At 63.2% G+C, this 15,609-nt stretch carries 12 protein-coding genes; 2 read left to right on the top strand and 10 right to left on the bottom strand.

What is annotated here, in order from left to right:
• Positions 1-89: 89 nt before the first annotated feature.
• Both AC5J09_RS09900 and AC5J09_RS09895 read left to right on the top strand, forming a co-directional pair.
• Entirely contained in the window at positions 90-1,784 is a 1,695-nt protein-coding gene (locus tag AC5J09_RS09900) for a M20/M25/M40 family metallo-hydrolase (RefSeq protein ID WP_324764555.1), read from the top strand.
• Positions 1,785-2,043: 259 nt separating this feature from the next.
• A complete protein-coding gene (locus tag AC5J09_RS09895) occupies positions 2,044-2,850 on the top strand; it encodes a glucose 1-dehydrogenase (RefSeq protein ID WP_324764556.1) in 807 nt (268 codons plus the stop codon).
• A gap of 182 nt (positions 2,851-3,032) precedes the next feature.
• Here the strand turns inward: AC5J09_RS09895 and AC5J09_RS09890 are convergent, their stop codons facing one another.
• The 10 genes from AC5J09_RS09890 to AC5J09_RS09845 form a co-directional block, all read right to left on the bottom strand.
• Positions 3,033-4,301, bottom strand: coding sequence for a TRAP transporter large permease (locus AC5J09_RS09890; RefSeq protein WP_324764557.1), 1,269 nt, complete (start codon positions 4,299-4,301; stop codon positions 3,033-3,035).
• On the bottom strand, positions 4,298-4,792 hold the full coding sequence (locus AC5J09_RS09885; protein WP_324764558.1) for a TRAP transporter small permease: 495 nt from the start codon (positions 4,790-4,792) through the stop codon (positions 4,298-4,300). Before AC5J09_RS09885 ends, AC5J09_RS09890 begins: the two co-directional genes overlap by 4 nt.
• A gap of 75 nt (positions 4,793-4,867) precedes the next feature.
• Entirely contained in the window at positions 4,868-5,827 is a 960-nt protein-coding gene (locus tag AC5J09_RS09880; RefSeq protein WP_324764559.1) for a TRAP transporter substrate-binding protein, read from the bottom strand.
• 183 nt (positions 5,828-6,010) lie between these two features.
• The gene (locus tag AC5J09_RS09875; RefSeq protein ID WP_324764560.1) at positions 6,011-6,952 is read right to left on the bottom strand and encodes an ABC transporter permease; all 942 of its coding nucleotides are present in this window, start codon (positions 6,950-6,952) and stop codon (positions 6,011-6,013) included.
• Positions 6,945-9,425: an ATP-binding cassette domain-containing protein gene (locus AC5J09_RS09870; protein WP_324764561.1), complete on the bottom strand. Its 2,481-nt coding sequence runs from the start codon at positions 9,423-9,425 to the stop codon at positions 6,945-6,947. The genes AC5J09_RS09875 and AC5J09_RS09870 overlap by 8 nt, the downstream gene beginning before the upstream one ends.
• Positions 9,426-9,493: 68 nt before the next feature.
• A complete protein-coding gene (locus AC5J09_RS09865) occupies positions 9,494-10,534 on the bottom strand; it encodes an ABC transporter substrate-binding protein (protein ID WP_102761629.1) in 1,041 nt (346 codons plus the stop codon).
• 82 nt (positions 10,535-10,616) lie between these two features.
• Positions 10,617-11,918 carry a four-carbon acid sugar kinase family protein gene (locus AC5J09_RS09860; RefSeq protein WP_324764562.1) on the bottom strand — a complete coding sequence of 434 codons (1,302 nt, stop codon included), beginning with the start codon at positions 11,916-11,918 and terminating at the stop codon, positions 10,617-10,619.
• Entirely contained in the window at positions 11,915-13,735 is a 1,821-nt protein-coding gene (gene apnL / locus AC5J09_RS09855) for a D-apionate lactonase (RefSeq protein ID WP_416385284.1), read from the bottom strand. Before apnL ends, AC5J09_RS09860 begins: the two co-directional genes overlap by 4 nt.
• Positions 13,728-14,765, bottom strand: coding sequence for a Gfo/Idh/MocA family protein (locus AC5J09_RS09850; protein WP_324764564.1), 1,038 nt, complete (start codon positions 14,763-14,765; stop codon positions 13,728-13,730). The genes apnL and AC5J09_RS09850 overlap by 8 nt, the downstream gene beginning before the upstream one ends.
• Positions 14,766-14,776: 11 nt before the next feature.
• Positions 14,777-15,604: a phosphogluconate dehydrogenase C-terminal domain-containing protein gene (locus tag AC5J09_RS09845; RefSeq protein WP_324764565.1), complete on the bottom strand. Its 828-nt coding sequence runs from the start codon at positions 15,602-15,604 to the stop codon at positions 14,777-14,779.
• Positions 15,605-15,609 lie beyond the last annotated feature (5 nt).

Raw genomic sequence — 15,609 nt, 5'->3', positions numbered from 1 at the left:
ACGCAATCATGTCCCCCGCACCGTTGGTGAAGACCGAACGCGTGGGCTCTTTCGAAGGTACCTGTCGAACTGAAGACGGAGAATTGCCAATGACGAGTGCACAAGAAGAGACTGCCTCTCGGGCTGGAAGCCGGATCGACAGCAAGCGCGTCCGGCAATTCGCTCTGCGCATGACGTCCTGGCCGAGCGAAACCGGCACGCCGGGTGAAGCATCCTTCGCGGATCGCCTCCATGGTCTTCTCGGCGAACTCCCCTATTTTCGGGCGCATCCGCAGGACCTACGCCTCGTCGCAAGTCACGGCGAACCGCTGACCCGCAATGTCGTTGCGCTCGTTCGCGGCACGGGTAAGCGAACGCTGGTCATGGCCGGCCACTTCGACACGGTTTCGACCGACAACTATCACGAGCTCAAGGCCCTCGCATGCGACAGCCTGGCGCTCAAGGATGCACTCATCGAAAGCCTGTCGGCGCGCACCGACCGATCCGAACAGGAAGAGCGGGCCTTGGCGGATCTGGCGAGTGGCGACTTCCTCCCCGGCCGCGGTCTGCTCGACATGAAGAGCGGACTCGCCGTGGCCATCGCCTGTCTTGAAGAATTCGCGGCCGACACGGACCGACAGGGCAATCTCATGCTGGTCGCCACCCCCGACGAGGAACGCGAAAGCCGGGGAATGCGATCGCTCCGGGATGCGTTGCCCGGTTTGGTCAGGGATCTCGACATCGAAATCGCCGGGGGCATCAACCTCGACGTGACCTCGGATCAGGGCGACGGCAGCGAAGGACGGGCCGTCTACGCCGGCACGATCGGCAAGCTTCTACCCTTTGCCCTGGTGATCGGCTGCAGTTCTCATGCGAGCTATCCGTTCGAAGGGGTGAGCGCACAGGCCATCGCGGCCGGGATCCTGGCACGCCTGGAAGGGAACGCCTCTCTGGCGGATCGAGACGACAACGATATCTCGCCGCCGCCGATCTGCCTCGAGGCGAAGGATCTGCGCGACGGCTACGAAGTGACGACGCCAGAGCGTTTCTGGATAGCTTTCAACTGGCTCTACCATTCGATGACGGCGGACGCACTCTTTGCGCGCTTCCGAGAGGAAGTGCTGACCGGGGCGAACGAGGCCGTCGAGAAGTTTGCGGCACAGTCGGCGGAATACGGCAAGCTCGTCGGCGGAAGTGCGGGCGCCATACCGGCCAGGCCGCGCCTCCTGTCGTTCAAGGAATTGCGGGCGGCGGCAGCACGCGTCTTCGGAGACGGCTTTGAAGCCCTCTATGCCGAGAAGGAACGAGAATTCTCTCAGAGCGACAATCCGCTCGTCGCTACGCGGCAACTGACGGAGTGGCTGGTCGGTCTCGCGCGCCTTTCCGGCCCCGCCATCGTCGTCGGCTTCTCCGGCCTGCAGTATCCGCCCAGCCATCTGCGCCTGACCGAAGGGAACGACCGCTCCCTTCATCAGGCGATCGAGAAAGCCCGTGCCGGCCTTGGCAACGATCCCGAGCGAAGCCTCGTCTGGAAGCCGCATTTCTACGGAATCTCGGACATGAGTTTCCTTGGGCTTGCCGCAAGCGGCAGCCAGGTCGTTTCGGACAACACCCCGATCGCGCGTCTGGTCGATCGGCCACCCGAGAACGCGCTGCGGTTCCCGACAGTCAATCTCGGGCCTTGGGGACGAGAGTTCCACCAGAAGTTCGAGCGCGTCCATGAACCCTATGCCTTCGGGGTTCTCCCGGATATCGTCTCCGAAATCGCCAGGACCTTTCTCGGCGACCCCGCTCACCGAAACTGACGCTGCACGCAGACCGGCAGGAAATCGTCAGCCAACCCTCGCGAGGATTCCCGCCGCGCGACAGCAAGCCTTTGGGAATGTTCTGCTTTCTCGCGCGGATCTCCACCGGCCCCTGGGGCCGACCCGAGGACTTTGCCGGCCCGCCGGTCAGGAACTGTACCGCCGCCCTGTTTGCTCCTATGTTCCGGGTGGCATCGGAGCCAAAGCTGCGCCGTGCCCCCGTGCCGAGAGTGGTACGCCCGCCCAAGGAGCCCGATACATGATAGATGGTGCCTCAAACGCCGCGCCGCGGATAAACGGCCTTCCCGCGCTTTTCGATCTGAGCGGCCGGATTGCCCTTATTACCGGATCGAGCGGCGGGCTCGGCCTCACCATGGCGCGCGCTCTTTGCGAGGCGGGGGCGTCAGTCATCCTCAACGGGCGCGACGAGACGCGCCTTGCCGGTGCACGGGCGGAACTCGAAGAGCACGGCTTCACCGTGGGAGCCTCGGCCTTCGACGTCACCAAGTCGGCCGAGATCGGCCAAGCGGTGGCCGGTATTCTCGCCGAGCGAGGCCGTATCGACATTCTGGTCAACAATGCCGGAATACAGCACCGCACGCCGCTTCACGAATTCCCGGAAGACGCCTTCAGGCGCGTCATCGAAACCAATTTGACGAGTGCCTTTCTCGTCGGCCAGGCGGTCGTTCAGGGGATGATCGAACGCCGCGAGGGGACGATAATCAATATCTGTTCGGTGCAGAGCGAACTCGCGCGTCCCTCGATCGCGCCCTATGCTGCGTCTAAAGGCGGGCTGAAAATGCTGACCAAAGGCATGGCGCTCGACTGGGGCCGATACGGCATCCGCGTCAACGGGCTTGCGCCGGGCTACTTCAAGACGGAACTGAACAGTGCGCTGGTTTCGGACGAGAAGTTCTCGACATGGCTCGAGCAGAGAACGCCGCTTGGCCGCTGGGGCGATACCGGCGAGCTGGCAGGGGCCGCCGTGTTCCTGGCATCGGCCGCATCGAGCTTCGTCACCGGTCACATACTCTATGTCGACGGTGGCATCACCAGCTGCCTTTGAAACGGGCATTTTTCCATGGCAACCGAAAGAAGGCTGTGAGGACGCGCACCAAGCGCTATGGCAAGCCGGTCGAGGACCTTCCAACCGGTCCGAGGGTCCGGCGACCGGGAAGCGCATCCGGGAGCTGCCGATCCGCATCGACAGCCTTCTTTGATGACTGGGGGAGATATGAGGGGCGACGTTCACATTCGAGATGGCAACCACGTCGCGATCGCAGGGACGAAAATAACGAGTACAGTCAGAGCGGCGAGCGCCACAACGAACGGCAAGACAGCTTTGGAGCCTTCCAGCAAATTCACTCTTGCAATGCCGCAACTGATGAAGAGGCTGGCGCCGACCGGGGGAGTTATTAGGCCGATTGCGAGCCCCATGACCGTTATGATGCCGAAATGGACCGGGTCGATGCCTACCTTCTGCGTAAGGGGCCAGAGGACCGGTACGAGAATGATGATTGCGGCTCCGAGATCCAGAACGGCACCGGCAACCAGATAGAGCGCAAGGATGAGCAGGAGGAGGATCTGCGGATTCGTGGTGATCTGCAGGATCATCTCGGCCGCCTGCTGCGGTATCTGCTCACGGGTAATGATCAGCCCATAGAGTGTTGCGCCGGCGATCAGCAGCATCACGATCCCGGTCGTTATTGCCGCGTCGAGCACGATGCGCGGCAGGTCCCGGACGTGGATTGTACGGTACACCACCATGCCAACAACGAGTGCATATGCGACGGCGATGACGGAGGCTTCCGTCGGGGTGGCGATGCCATAACGAATGGAGCCGATGATGATGACCGGCATGACGAGGCCCCACAAGCTGGCGCGGAAGGCCTTGAGGAACGAGGCGAACTGCGGCTTCGGCCCACGGGGATATCCGGCACCGACCGAGCAGAGCCAAGCCACAGCGATCAGCGTCGCGGCCATGAGCAGACCCGGTACGAGCCCCCCGACGAAGAGCCTGCTGACCGATGCACCGGTCACCACGCCGAATATGATCAGCGGTACCGAAGGGGGAATGAGAACCGAGATGAGCGAACCGGACGCCACGACGGCAGCCGAGAAGCTGCGTGCGAAGCCCTTGTTGACCATTTCGGGGATCATGACGCCACCGATGGAGGATGCCTCGGCGACGGCCGAGCCAGTCATGCCGCCCATAATCGTGCCGCCGCCAATGCTCGCATGGGCGAGGCCGCCGCGCATCCAGCCCAGGGTCGCGTTGGCGAGATTCATGATGTCTCGCGCAATCCCGCTCTTGGACATGAGATGACCTGCCAGCAGGAAGAAGGGAATGGACAGCAGGATAAAGCTGTCGATTGCGGCCGTCATGCGCTGCCCTACCAGCGCCGGTGGGATGCCGCCGTAGAGGATGGCGGCGAGCGAGGCCAGGATCAAGGCAAAGGAAACCGGGACGTTAATGAGAAGAAGGGCGATGAACCCGAGGCCGAGGATTGCCGTCACTGTGTTTTCTCCGAAAGATCGAGCACGCTGTCGCGCTTGCCCGTGATCCAGGCACTGACAATGTCGCAGGCGATCAACAGGGTCATCACGCTGTAGCCGGCATAGATCCACCCCATTGGTATCTGCAGGATCGGCGAGGGCTGGGTCAGCGCGAGGCGGATCAGGGAAATGTTGGTCCAGAACGTGTAGACGCAGAGCGCCAGCACGAGGCCCTCGACCAGCATTCTGGACCAGCGATGAAGCGCCGGGCTGTCGATGTAAATGACGGCGTCGACCGCGATATGCAGCCGGTATTTCCAGGCGAGCCATGCGGCGAGATAGCTCACCCAGACGAAGATGAACCGTGCCAGTTCCTCGGTCCAGTTCAGCGGGTGATGGAAGAAATACCGGGCAACCACCTGCCCGAGGCAGGCGACGACCATGATGGCGACCCCGATGATCAGCAGAGCCTGCATCAGGCGTTCGATCCATTTCCAGCCAATTATGAGCATAAGCGTCCCATCGTTTGAATGGGGCGATGACGCAAGCCTGCGCCACCGCCCGAGAAGGTCGGGTTGGGCCTTGCGCTATTGAACCGACTGGATCTTTTCCAGAAGGGCCGGGTCTATGTTCTGTTGCGACGCCGCAAGATCGCGAAGCGCATCCCGGAACGACGTCGTGTCGATTTCGACCACCGTCATGCCCTTTTCCTTCAGCTTGGCGAGATAATCCTTCTCAAGCTCGGCAGCCTTCTCGCGCTGAAATCCGGTTGCCTCGGCGGCTGCTTCGGAGACGGCCGCCTGCTGTTCCGGCGTCAGGCTGTCCCATTTCATCTTGCTGAAAAGCGCAACATGCGGGCCATAGACGTGTCCGGTCAGCATGAGATGGCTTTGAACTTCCCAGAGCGAATTGACGTAGATGACCGTAATCGGGTTCTCCTGCGCATCAATGACGCCTTGGCCAAGGCTGGTGAAAACCTCACCCCAGACCATAGGCACGGGAGATGCGCCAAGTTTCTCGAAGGCGGCCATGTGCACCGGGTTCTGCATGGTCCGCAGCTTGAGGCCCGTCAGGTCTTCCGGCTTGGAGATTTCCTTCTTCGCCGTTAGGTGGCGCCAGCCGTTCTCCCACCAGGCCAGACCGTGAATGCCCCTGGTGTCAAACTTTCCAAGCAGGTCCTTGCCCACATCGCCGTCGAGCGTTGCATAGACGTGCGGGGAATCTCGGAAAAGGAAAGGCAGGTCGACAATGCCGATCTCCGGCGCAAAGGCCAGAAGCGGGCCGGTCGAGACGACCGCCATGTCGACGGAGCCGAACTGCAGCCCCTCGACCATTTCGCGTTCTTCGCCGAGCTGGCGGTCGGGGTAGACTTCGACTTTCACGTCACCATTCGTCTTTTCGCTCACGAGTTCGGCAAAGCGAACGAGCGCGAAATGCGTCGGGTGGCCCGTCGTTGTGCCGTGCCCTGCCTTGATGACGGTTTCGGCAGCGGCAGGAAGCGCCAGTGTGGTTGCAAGTGCGGCGGCGCACAACAGACGTCTGAACATGAAGATTCCTCCCAGTTGGGCGGGGGTCCTCCTCGGACTCCCCGCGAAGATGTATGCTTATAGGCTTATCATACGAGTGTACTGTGCTCTCGATGATCTTTGGCGTCAGGACGCCCCATTTCCGGGCCGGAAGTTCGGGCGTTACTTGCCTCCCGGTCCGAGATAGGGAGGCGGTGAAGACTTCTATCGCATCCTCCCTCCCGTGCCGGCCACGGCGAGAACGGCGATGATGACGACGCCCTGAAGAATATCCTGGATACCGGGGGGCAACCCCGCAATCTGCAGGGTGGTAACGATCATCACGAGAAGAACCGCCCCGAAGAGCGTGCCCATTGCAGTTGCACTGCCGCCGGCGATCAAGGTTCCGCCGAGCACGACGGCGCCGACGGATTGCAACAGATACGGGGTGCCCATCTCGAGAAATGCACCTGCGGCGTAGCCGGAAAGCAGCATGCCGGTCAGTGCGGAGAGAAGTGCGCTTGTCACGAATGTCGAGCAGACGATGCGGCCGGTGCGGATGCCGGTGAGGCGTGCGGCCTGGACGCTCTGGCCGACCGCGAGCAGCTTTCGACCATGGGCGGAAAAACCAAGCATCAGGCCGATGAGGATGGTCAGGGCCAGTACGATGAGGAAGATCAGCGGGAAGCCGCCGATCTTGGCGGTAGCAAGCCATGCCAGAAGGGGCGGCGTCCCCATGCGCGTCACCATCGCATTCACGACGAGGGTCAGGGATGCAAGGATGTAGCCGGTTGCAAGCGTCGCGATCATGGCCGGGATGCGCATCAGGACGACAAGACCCGCGTTGACGAGGCCTATCGCCAGCGCGGTGCCAAGAACGGCGCCGGTGGCCGCCGGAAGGCCGGCATCGGTGCCGCCTGACATCACGACCGAGATGTAGGCGCTCAAGGTCACGGTGCTCGGGATCGAAAGATCGATGTTGCCGCGGCCCGTCGTGATGACGAGCATCTGGCCAAGGGCCGGAAACAGCAGAAAGGACGCTGAGGTCGCCACGCCCGTCAGGCTGTAGATGCTCAAGCGCTCCGTCAGCATGACAAGGGCTGCCCATAACAGCAGGATGCCGGCAAGCGGCAGGACCCAGCGGCGCTCCGCGATCTGATCAAGCATTTCTGTGCCTCCTGACGAGAAGCGCCTGGAACCCGAGGATCAGGATCAGCAATCCTCCCTGGACGGCGGCGTTTACATCTGTGCTGACCCCGAGGGAGGCGAGAAGCGCGCCGATCAGGGAGAGCGTCACGGCCCCTGCTACGACGCCAGCCGGCGCGATCATGCCGCCGAGCAGCTGGCATCCCCCCATGACGACCGCAGCAATGCTCAGAAGCGTGAAGGATGAGCTCGCATTGATATCGCTGGCATTGTTGGTGGCGGTGACATAGAGCCCGGCCACCATTGCGAAGATGCAGGCGATTGCATAGCGATAGACGGCGTAGCGGACGGGCGACCAGCCCGCACGTGTAAGCGCCGAAGCATTGGCGCCGAACCCGCGCAGGATGGTGCCGAGTGCCGATCCGTCGACGAAGAGCGCGGCCGCGGCCGCGAGGAGGATGAGAGCGAGGGGGGTCGGCAATCCCGGAATGCTCCACGAAAACAGCGCCGTCAGCCATTCCGGACTGCTGCCTCCGGGAGACGCTTGCAGCGTCTGCCCCGTCCCGATCCAGATGAAGGATGCGCCGAGCGTCACGACGATGGCAGGGATGGCGCGCGCCTGGATTAGGATGCCCATGAGGGCATAGCCGGCAAGGCCGGCCATTAGCGCCGCTGCGCCGAGGAAGGGGCTGGCCACCAGCAGCGTAGCGCTGATGACGTTGACGAGGCCGGTAAAGGCGCCCGCGCCAAGATCGATCTCACTGCCGCCCACCACGAACATCTGGGCAAGGGCGATGAGCACGAGCGGCACGGCAGGTGCCAGAAGAAGTTCCAGGCCGAAGGAGGATGCGACCAGCGGGTTCTTCATCGACATCGCGGCGAAGACGAGGATCAGGCTGGCAAACGGGATGGCCTTCATGATCGTGGGGCCGAGACGTCGCGGCGCGTTTCCGTCCTGTCCCGGTTCTTCGCTCGTCTTTCCGTGCTCGGCAAAAGACGATGCGACGATGGTGTCCTCGTCAATGTCCGTTCCGTGCAGTTCCCGGATGATGCGGTTCTTGGAAAAGACGAAGACGCGGTCGCATTCCAGGAATTCGAGATCTTCGGTCGAATACCAGATCACGAGGCGGCCGGCCTTCGCGATCTCTCGCACCAGGCGATAGAAGTCACGCTTCGCCCCTATATCGACGCCGCGAGTGGGGTCGTCGAGCAGAAGGACGTCGAAATCATCAGCGAGTGCCCGGGCAACGAGCGCCTTCTGCTGGTTGCCCCCGCTGAGTTCCAGAATTTTCGAGCCGAGGCGATTTTCATCGAGCCGAAGCCTTGCGGCAAGCGAGGCAGCGGCGGGGCGTTCGACTGCATCGCGAACCGCAGCGAAAGGACCGCGTGCCGCAATGCTGCCGATGGAAATATTCTGCAGCACCGTCCAGAGCGGAAAGACGCCCTCATTGGCCCGATCGCCGGATATGTAGCGGACGCGGCTTCCGGGTTTGAGGCCGCTCGTCCGGGGCTGCGAGAAGAGAGCCTGGAGCAGAGCTCGCTGGCCGCTGCCTTCGAGGCCGGCGAGGCCGACAACTTCACCACTCCGGAGTAGGAGAGCCCCCACCTGTTCCGTTGTGCGGGAGCGATCGAGCGTTACGAGAGCGTCGCCCGTGGCGGCCGCTCCGCTCCGCGCTTCGCGCTGCGGTGTGTCGTGCGCGCCGGGGCCGCCCATCGCCTCCACCATTTGCGGAACGGAGGCTTCTGCCGAAATCGCGCGCCAGACGATCTGCCCGTTCCGCATCGCGATGACGCGGTCCGATACGTCCAGCACCTCCGCCAGTTTGTGGCTGATGAAGATGGTGGCCAGGCCTTCCGACGCTCGCTGCCGGACGTAGCGGCGAAGCTGCGCGCTGCGCTCGGCGCCAAGCGAGGACGTCGGCTCATCGAGGATGAGGAGGCGCAGCGAAGGGTCGGCGGCAACGCGGGCAATTTCGACCATCTGCCGTTCGGCAAGGCTGAGATCGGCGACGAGCGCGCTGGTGGAAACTTGTGCGCCGGGAAAGATCGCCTCGATGCTGGCGCGGGCGAGGTTGTGATAGACGCGGCGCCATAGCGGACGGCGGCCGGCAAGCTCCGGGCGTTCAACGTAGAAATTGTCAGCGACGCTGAGATTGCCGCAAAGCGACAGTTCCTGCCAGACGATCCGGACGCCCTGGCTCTGCGCAACGCGCGCCGAGAACCTGTGGGGATCGAGGGCAGTGCCGTTCCAGTGCACCGAGCCCTCGTCCGGCCGCGTCACACCGCAGACGATGCGCATCAGGGTGCTCTTGCCTGCACCGTTGGCGCCGATCAGGCCGATGACCTCGCCGGGGTGGACGTCCAGCGTGAGATTGTCATTGGCACGGGTGCTGCCATAGGCCTTGCCGATGCCCCGAAGCGAAAGCAATGCGGGTCGGTCACCCTCTGACGGTCGATAGTCCTCAGCTGGGGATATGGCGGCAGTCGGCTGCATGCTAGGTCCTCTTATGTCGCGAGATGTCCCGCCGCGTTGCGAGGGCGGAACATCTCTTCCTGCGCTTTTTACTTTGCTGTCTTGATCAGGTTCTCGTTCACCCATTCCTGGCTGAAGCTCGGGCTGATGATGAGGCCGGGCTTCAGGTCTTTCGCGGTCTCTGCGAGGTTGCTTTCGTCAACGGTGGCAACCGGCATGGTCATCTCCTTGGCGGGCGTCGCGCCCTTGACGATCTCGTAGGCAAGCCAGAATGCGGCGCCGCCGATGCCGGGCGTCGTGTTCATGGATGTCGTCTTGTAGCCCTTGGCTGCCTGTTCGGCCCACCAGATCACGAAATCGCTGGAGCCGCCGCCCTCGATGACCGGGAGCTTTTCAGCATAAGGACCGCCGGCCTGAACGAAGGCCTGCGCGATGCCATAGTCGTCGCTGCCGCCCTGGCCGAGAACCGCGTCCACCTGGCCGAGGCTCGGCAGCACGTTGGCGATTGCCGACTGCGCGACGGATGCCGTGGCTTGCCCGAAAACTTCGGCAACGACCTTGACGTCCGGATTGGCGTCGAGAACGGCTTTCTGGGCGCTGTACATCAGGTTGTCGGGACCGGAACCCTTCACGCCGCGCACAACGATGACGTTGCCTTTGTTGCCGATCAGTTCGAGCGTCTTCTTGGCCTGTTCGGTCTTGTAGCCCGTGAAGTCGAAGGAGAGCTTGTAAGCGCAGTCTGCCGTCAGGAGCGAATCGAACGCGATGATCTTGATGCCGGCGGCGCATGCCTTCTCGGCAAGGCCGTTCAGCGCGGTTTCCGAGGCGGCGTTGATGGCGATCGCATCCACGCCGCGCAGGATGAGCTCCGCCATCTGGCTGTTCTGCTGGTTGACGCTGCCATCGCCGTTCAGCACGACGAATTCGGCGATCTTGCCGTCCGCCTTGGCTTTTTCAGCCTCAGCTGTGAAGGCGTCGACCATCTGGCGGCGCCAGGTGTTGCCGTAGAACGAGTTGGACAAGGCGATTACCGGCTTGTCTGGCGAGGCGACGGCGACCTGAGGTGCTATCGCCAGCATCGAAATCGATGCCAGGCAGGCGAATGTGAAGCTGCGACGCAATGTGGACATGGAGACCTCCCGTTCCGTGTGTCAGGCCGTCTTTCCGCGATCGAAAGACTGCCTGGGTTTCTGCTAAGCTTCCCTTGGCGGATCAGATGTCGCGAACGACCGTAAAATAGGCATCCGTGCCTACCTGGCCGCCCTTGAATGCGATCTCTAGTTGTTCTCCCTCCGTCTTCAGGAATCCGGTGCAAAGCGGCGAGCCGGGGCATGCCGGCAGTGGCGCGAGCAATTCGAGTGCGAGTATGGATAGCTGCTTGATCGCGTGGCTTGACGTGTCGCCACCCGCGACGACGGCTCGCTTGAGGCCGTGGCCACGCACGAGCCCGGCAAGGATCAGTCCCAGCCCCTGTCCGATCAGGTGTCCCTCGAGCCCGGCGACCCGCATGTCTGCAATGCCGAGCGCGGTGTAGAGAAGGGGGCTTCGGCCGCTGCGGAGCACGGTGCTCGCCGCCTCGATGGCGGCTTGAACGGTCGCCTCGGTCTGCGTCGTCAGGGCGGAAGCATCGACATGGATGCCATCGAAGCCGTTGTCGATCGCGTGCCGGATCTGCCGTTCCGTGGTCGGTGAGCAACTGCCGGAGACGACGGCAATCGGCCCCCGGCCGCCCGGGCCCGCAACGGATCGAGCCTCGCCGCTGAGTGGCGTTCCGGCGTCCTTAGCCACGAGCGCGTACTCGACGCCCGAGGAACCGGTGACGAACCGGCACTCTTCTCTGAGCGACCACAGATGGCGGCCCGTTGCGGCCTTGGTTTCCTCGTCGAGCACGTCGAAAAGCAGGATGTCTTCCTGTCTGGCACGTTGCGACAGCTCTTCCGGTGCCAGACCGTTCTTCAGACGCAGGAAGTCGATGAGGCCTATGGACTTGTCCGTCTGGCGGCCGAGATGGACGCGCAGGTCGGCCTCATCCATCGGCGTCACGGGATGACGGCTCATCACGGGATGCCGATCGATACGAAACACGTCCGGCCCGAAATGCGCGTAGAGATTGCCGAAGGCGGTATAGCGCTTGAGTTCCGGCGCGCCGACGACGAGCGGCATGCAGGTCTGCCGGAAGACGGAAGCCGCGATGTCCATCGCCCTGCCGATACTGCCGACGGAGGGGCTGGAATCGAAGGTCGAGCAGACCTTGTAATGGCAGAGGGCCGCGCTGGAATGCTTCATCCATTCGAAGACCGGCGGCAGGTTCTCGTCCATCCACTCCGGCGTTTCGCTGCGGCTGGTGCCGGCAATGCCGATGACCCTTCGGCCAGGGAAGCGTTTCATCTCGTCGGCCGTGGGTATAGCGGTGAAGAGGATCGTGGGCGTGCCACGTGTCGCCAGCGCCTCCATCACATCGGTGGACCCGGTCAGATCGTCGCCGTAGTAGCAGAGCAGGAGATCACCGCTCACGAGACGCCCTCCAGCCGGTGTTTCGCAAGGCCGTAGGGGCCGAGTTCGATGGCTGTCGCACCGTCGACGATGACACGCACCTTTTCAGGGGTGATATTGGCGACGAGCACCGTATCGCCGCCGCCGACGGCGAGAACTCTGCTCGGGTCCGAGCTTTCGACGTGCACGGCGTCACGTCCGGCAAGGGAGCTGATCCATTGTGCCGCCTTGAAGGCCGGAGTCGGGCTTCCCGCTTCGAGAACGCCGAAAGGACCCGTCAGACTGCCGAGCGAAAGCACGTCCAATGATGCGTCGGCCGTCGCCGCGGCATATCCGACCACCCAGGCGGCCGCGAAATCCGTCGGCTGCCGCGGGTCGTCGGCCGTCATCGTCATGCGCCGGCGATCCGGGTTGGCGCTGAGCGATGCGCCATAGGGGTTGCTGCGCATGCCGATGGACGACGGCCCGATCCGGTAGGGCATGTCACCGGCGAAAGCGCGGACGGACGCGGTGATGAAGGGCAGGGCCTCCAGCGTCTCCATCACGCTGCGATCGTCTGCGGCATGCACTAGCGGCGACGTCGTGTGAGTGATGAAGTCAAGCCGATCAAGGGGTGGGCGCTTCCTGTTGAGTTCGGTGAAATAGCTGAACATACCACCGCCGAGCGGTAGGTCCGGGAAGGCCTCTCTTGCAGCCGCATAGACCTCGTCCAGCGCCGGGCAGTCCGGCCATGCGCTACCGGGTGGCGTCGATCTCAGGTCTGGCGCCGGGCTGACAGCGATCGCCGAAAGGCCGAGCCCCGCGTCGCGAACCCGTCGCGCGAGATGGGTCAGTTCAACCCGCGGTGACTGCTCGCAGGCCAGCACATATTCCAGCGTCGCTGCCGCGGGATAGGCCGAGAGGAGGCGGGCATATCCTTCAAGGGCGGAGACGCTGTGCCCGGCCAGCGGGTTGAAGGCAAGGATGAGGTGCTGCGGCGCAATCGCCCTCAGTTGATCGATATTGTCCAGCGTATCCGCCAGGTCCTCCGGACGGACGCCAAGGCCAAAGTCCGGGTTGCGGCCGGCTCTGGCGACGGTCGAGAGGTTGACGGCCTCGTCCCGTTGCGCGTGGGTCTGAACGATGTCCGGCTCCCCGCTGAAGATCACGGTGATTGTCTGGCGCACTGGCACACCTTCGGGGAGCGTGTAGGGCCAGGGCAGGGCGAGGGGGCGGACATAGGTCTTGTAGGAGGCATCCGACCAGTTGCGCTGGTCCTCCATCTCGAACGTGTCGCCATCCATCCGGCACTGCGCCGTCATGCCCGGCGCAATCTCATGGGTGATCGCACGCAGATCGAAGAACGGCTGCGCTGGCGCGATGACATCGGGAAAATGTGCCTCTTCCCTACGGCCGTCCGTGTGTTCGACAACGACCGGCTGCCCTGCCACGCCCACGATGGGGTGGAGGATGCAGAAGCCGCAGCGGTTGGTCACGAAGTCGCCGTTCGGAACGGCCTCGGCATCGAAGACCAGCTTGCCGCCGGCGCTTCCGGAGATATGGACGTCGATGGCGAGGCCGGCGCTATCGCTCTTGCACTCGGCCCTGTAGCGAACAGAAAAGTCGGCCCTGGTTTCCTTGATGCTTAGCCCGGAAATGGCGAGCGCATGATTGCCCCAGTTGGCATCGCGAACGAGATAGGAGATGGCCCGAATCGCTTCCTTGCCATGCCACCGAACGGCACGAAGGTTGCCGTCCTCCAGCTCCACGGACAGTGGTCCGGCTGTCAGGCGCTGGACGGTGCCCGCCTCGTTGTTGCCCGCCTGCGGGGTCGGATAGGCTTCGACCATGTCAGACATCCCTCAACTGGATGGTCGCGCCCGTTGCGGCACTTTCATAGGCGGCATTCACGAGCGCGAAGGTCTTCAGATTGTCGTCACCCGACGTGCTGGGTCTCGTTCCCGCAAGCAGGCACTCTACCCAGTGTTTCTGGATCAGCAGGACGCTCTCCTGCACATTGTGCCAGGGCTTGCTCGCCCAGGGGAGCAGCGGCGGGGAGAGATCGTGTCTTTCGACACCTCCCGTACGGCTGGTGAGCGTGAGCTGGTAGCCGGCAGACAGGCGCAGCGATCCTTCGCTTGCATCGATCTCGACGAGCGTTTGCGGAAAGAGCTCCTCTTCCAGCCTGGTCGCGTAGCTGCAGTCCACAACGGACGTTACGCCGTTTTCGTGGGCCAGCATCATGGTCGCGACGTCCTCGCCGGCGATGTCCGGGTTGACGCGGGCGAGCCGGGCCGTGAGGCCCAGAACGTCGCCGAACAGGAAGCGGGCCACATCAAGGACATGGACGCCAAGATCTTCGACGATGAACCGCTTGCCCGTCGCAAGATAGGGCTGGCCTGCATAGACGTCGAACGCCGACCGGAAGGAGACCCGGCCCCAGAAGGGGCGGCCGATGCGCCCACTTGCAAGAATATCTCTCACGGCCATGAGGGGCGACTGCCAGCGGAAGTTCTCGTGAACCATCAGCGTAATCCCGGCCTTTTCGCAGGCATCGACGATCGCGCGCGCATCCTCGATGGTCGGAGCGAGGGGCTTCTGGCAAATGGCCGGCAGCTTCCTCGATGCGGCCAGTTCAACGAGCGCGCGGTGGCTGGGAGCGGTCGTGCAGATATCGACGAAGTCCAGGGTTTCCCGCTCCAGCATTTCGGCCGCGTCGGTATAGGTGCGGGAAATTCCGAACGCAGCGGCGACCTCCGCAAGCCGCTCGGCATTGGTATCGCAAAGAGCGACGATGTCGGCACTGCCATCACGCGCAGCGATGTCGCGCCAGGCATTCAACTGATTGATCGCGAAAAACCCGCAGCCGATGAGGGCGCCATGCAACATGCCGTTCGTCCTCACGTGATCCGCCGAATGCTTTCGGTCAGCTCATCCCGGTTGAAGATGCGCTTCCAGTCATCCTTCATGAGAACGGGGATGCCGAATTCGATCGCCTTGTTGCAGGCATCGGAAAAAACGCCCGGCGTTTCCTCGAAGATCACGGCGCCGAGCACGTTCATGTGGCCGAGCAGGAAGTCGCGAGCCGCCTCCTTTGGAACCCCTCGCGAAACGCACTCGTCCATCGCCTGGCGCATCACCATGAGCAGGCTGGCGCACAATGTTTCCGAAAGGCCCGGCTCCAGCATCGCCATCTGATCGACGGTGATGCGGTGCGACCGCATGACGGGCGCCCAAATGACTTTGGCGATCTCCTCGCCAAGCGCATAATGCGCCTCCGGTCCCTGCATCAGCGCCGAGACGATGTGCTGCTTTGCAGCCACGCCGCCGAAGAAGTCTCGCTTGGCGGCGGGATCGGTCTCGTCGTTGAAGATCGGTGGATGGCAGGGATGGGTGACGAAATAGGTCAGGTCGTCGCGGTTCGGCAGATGGCCGGCAAAGGGAGCGGCGGCGTCGAGAATGACAAGCATCGTGCCGGCGGCGAGCTTGTCCGCGATCCCGGCAGCGACCTTGCCTATGGCGGTGTCCGGCACGGCGAGAATGACAGCGTCGGCGCCCTCCAGCGCGGCGTCCGCAGGAAGTGTGGAGAGCCCCAGTTCGGTTTGGAGGCGAGCCTTCCCCGCCTCGCTCACTTCCACATGGCGCACGTCGAAACGCGAGCCTTGGAGATTCTTTGCAAGACGGCAACCCATCTTGCCGCCGGCGCCGAACAGGGCAATCGAAGTCATTGGGA

The organism is Sinorhizobium sp. (assembly GCF_059070375.1).
This window is presented reverse-complemented; position numbering and strand designations above follow the sequence as displayed.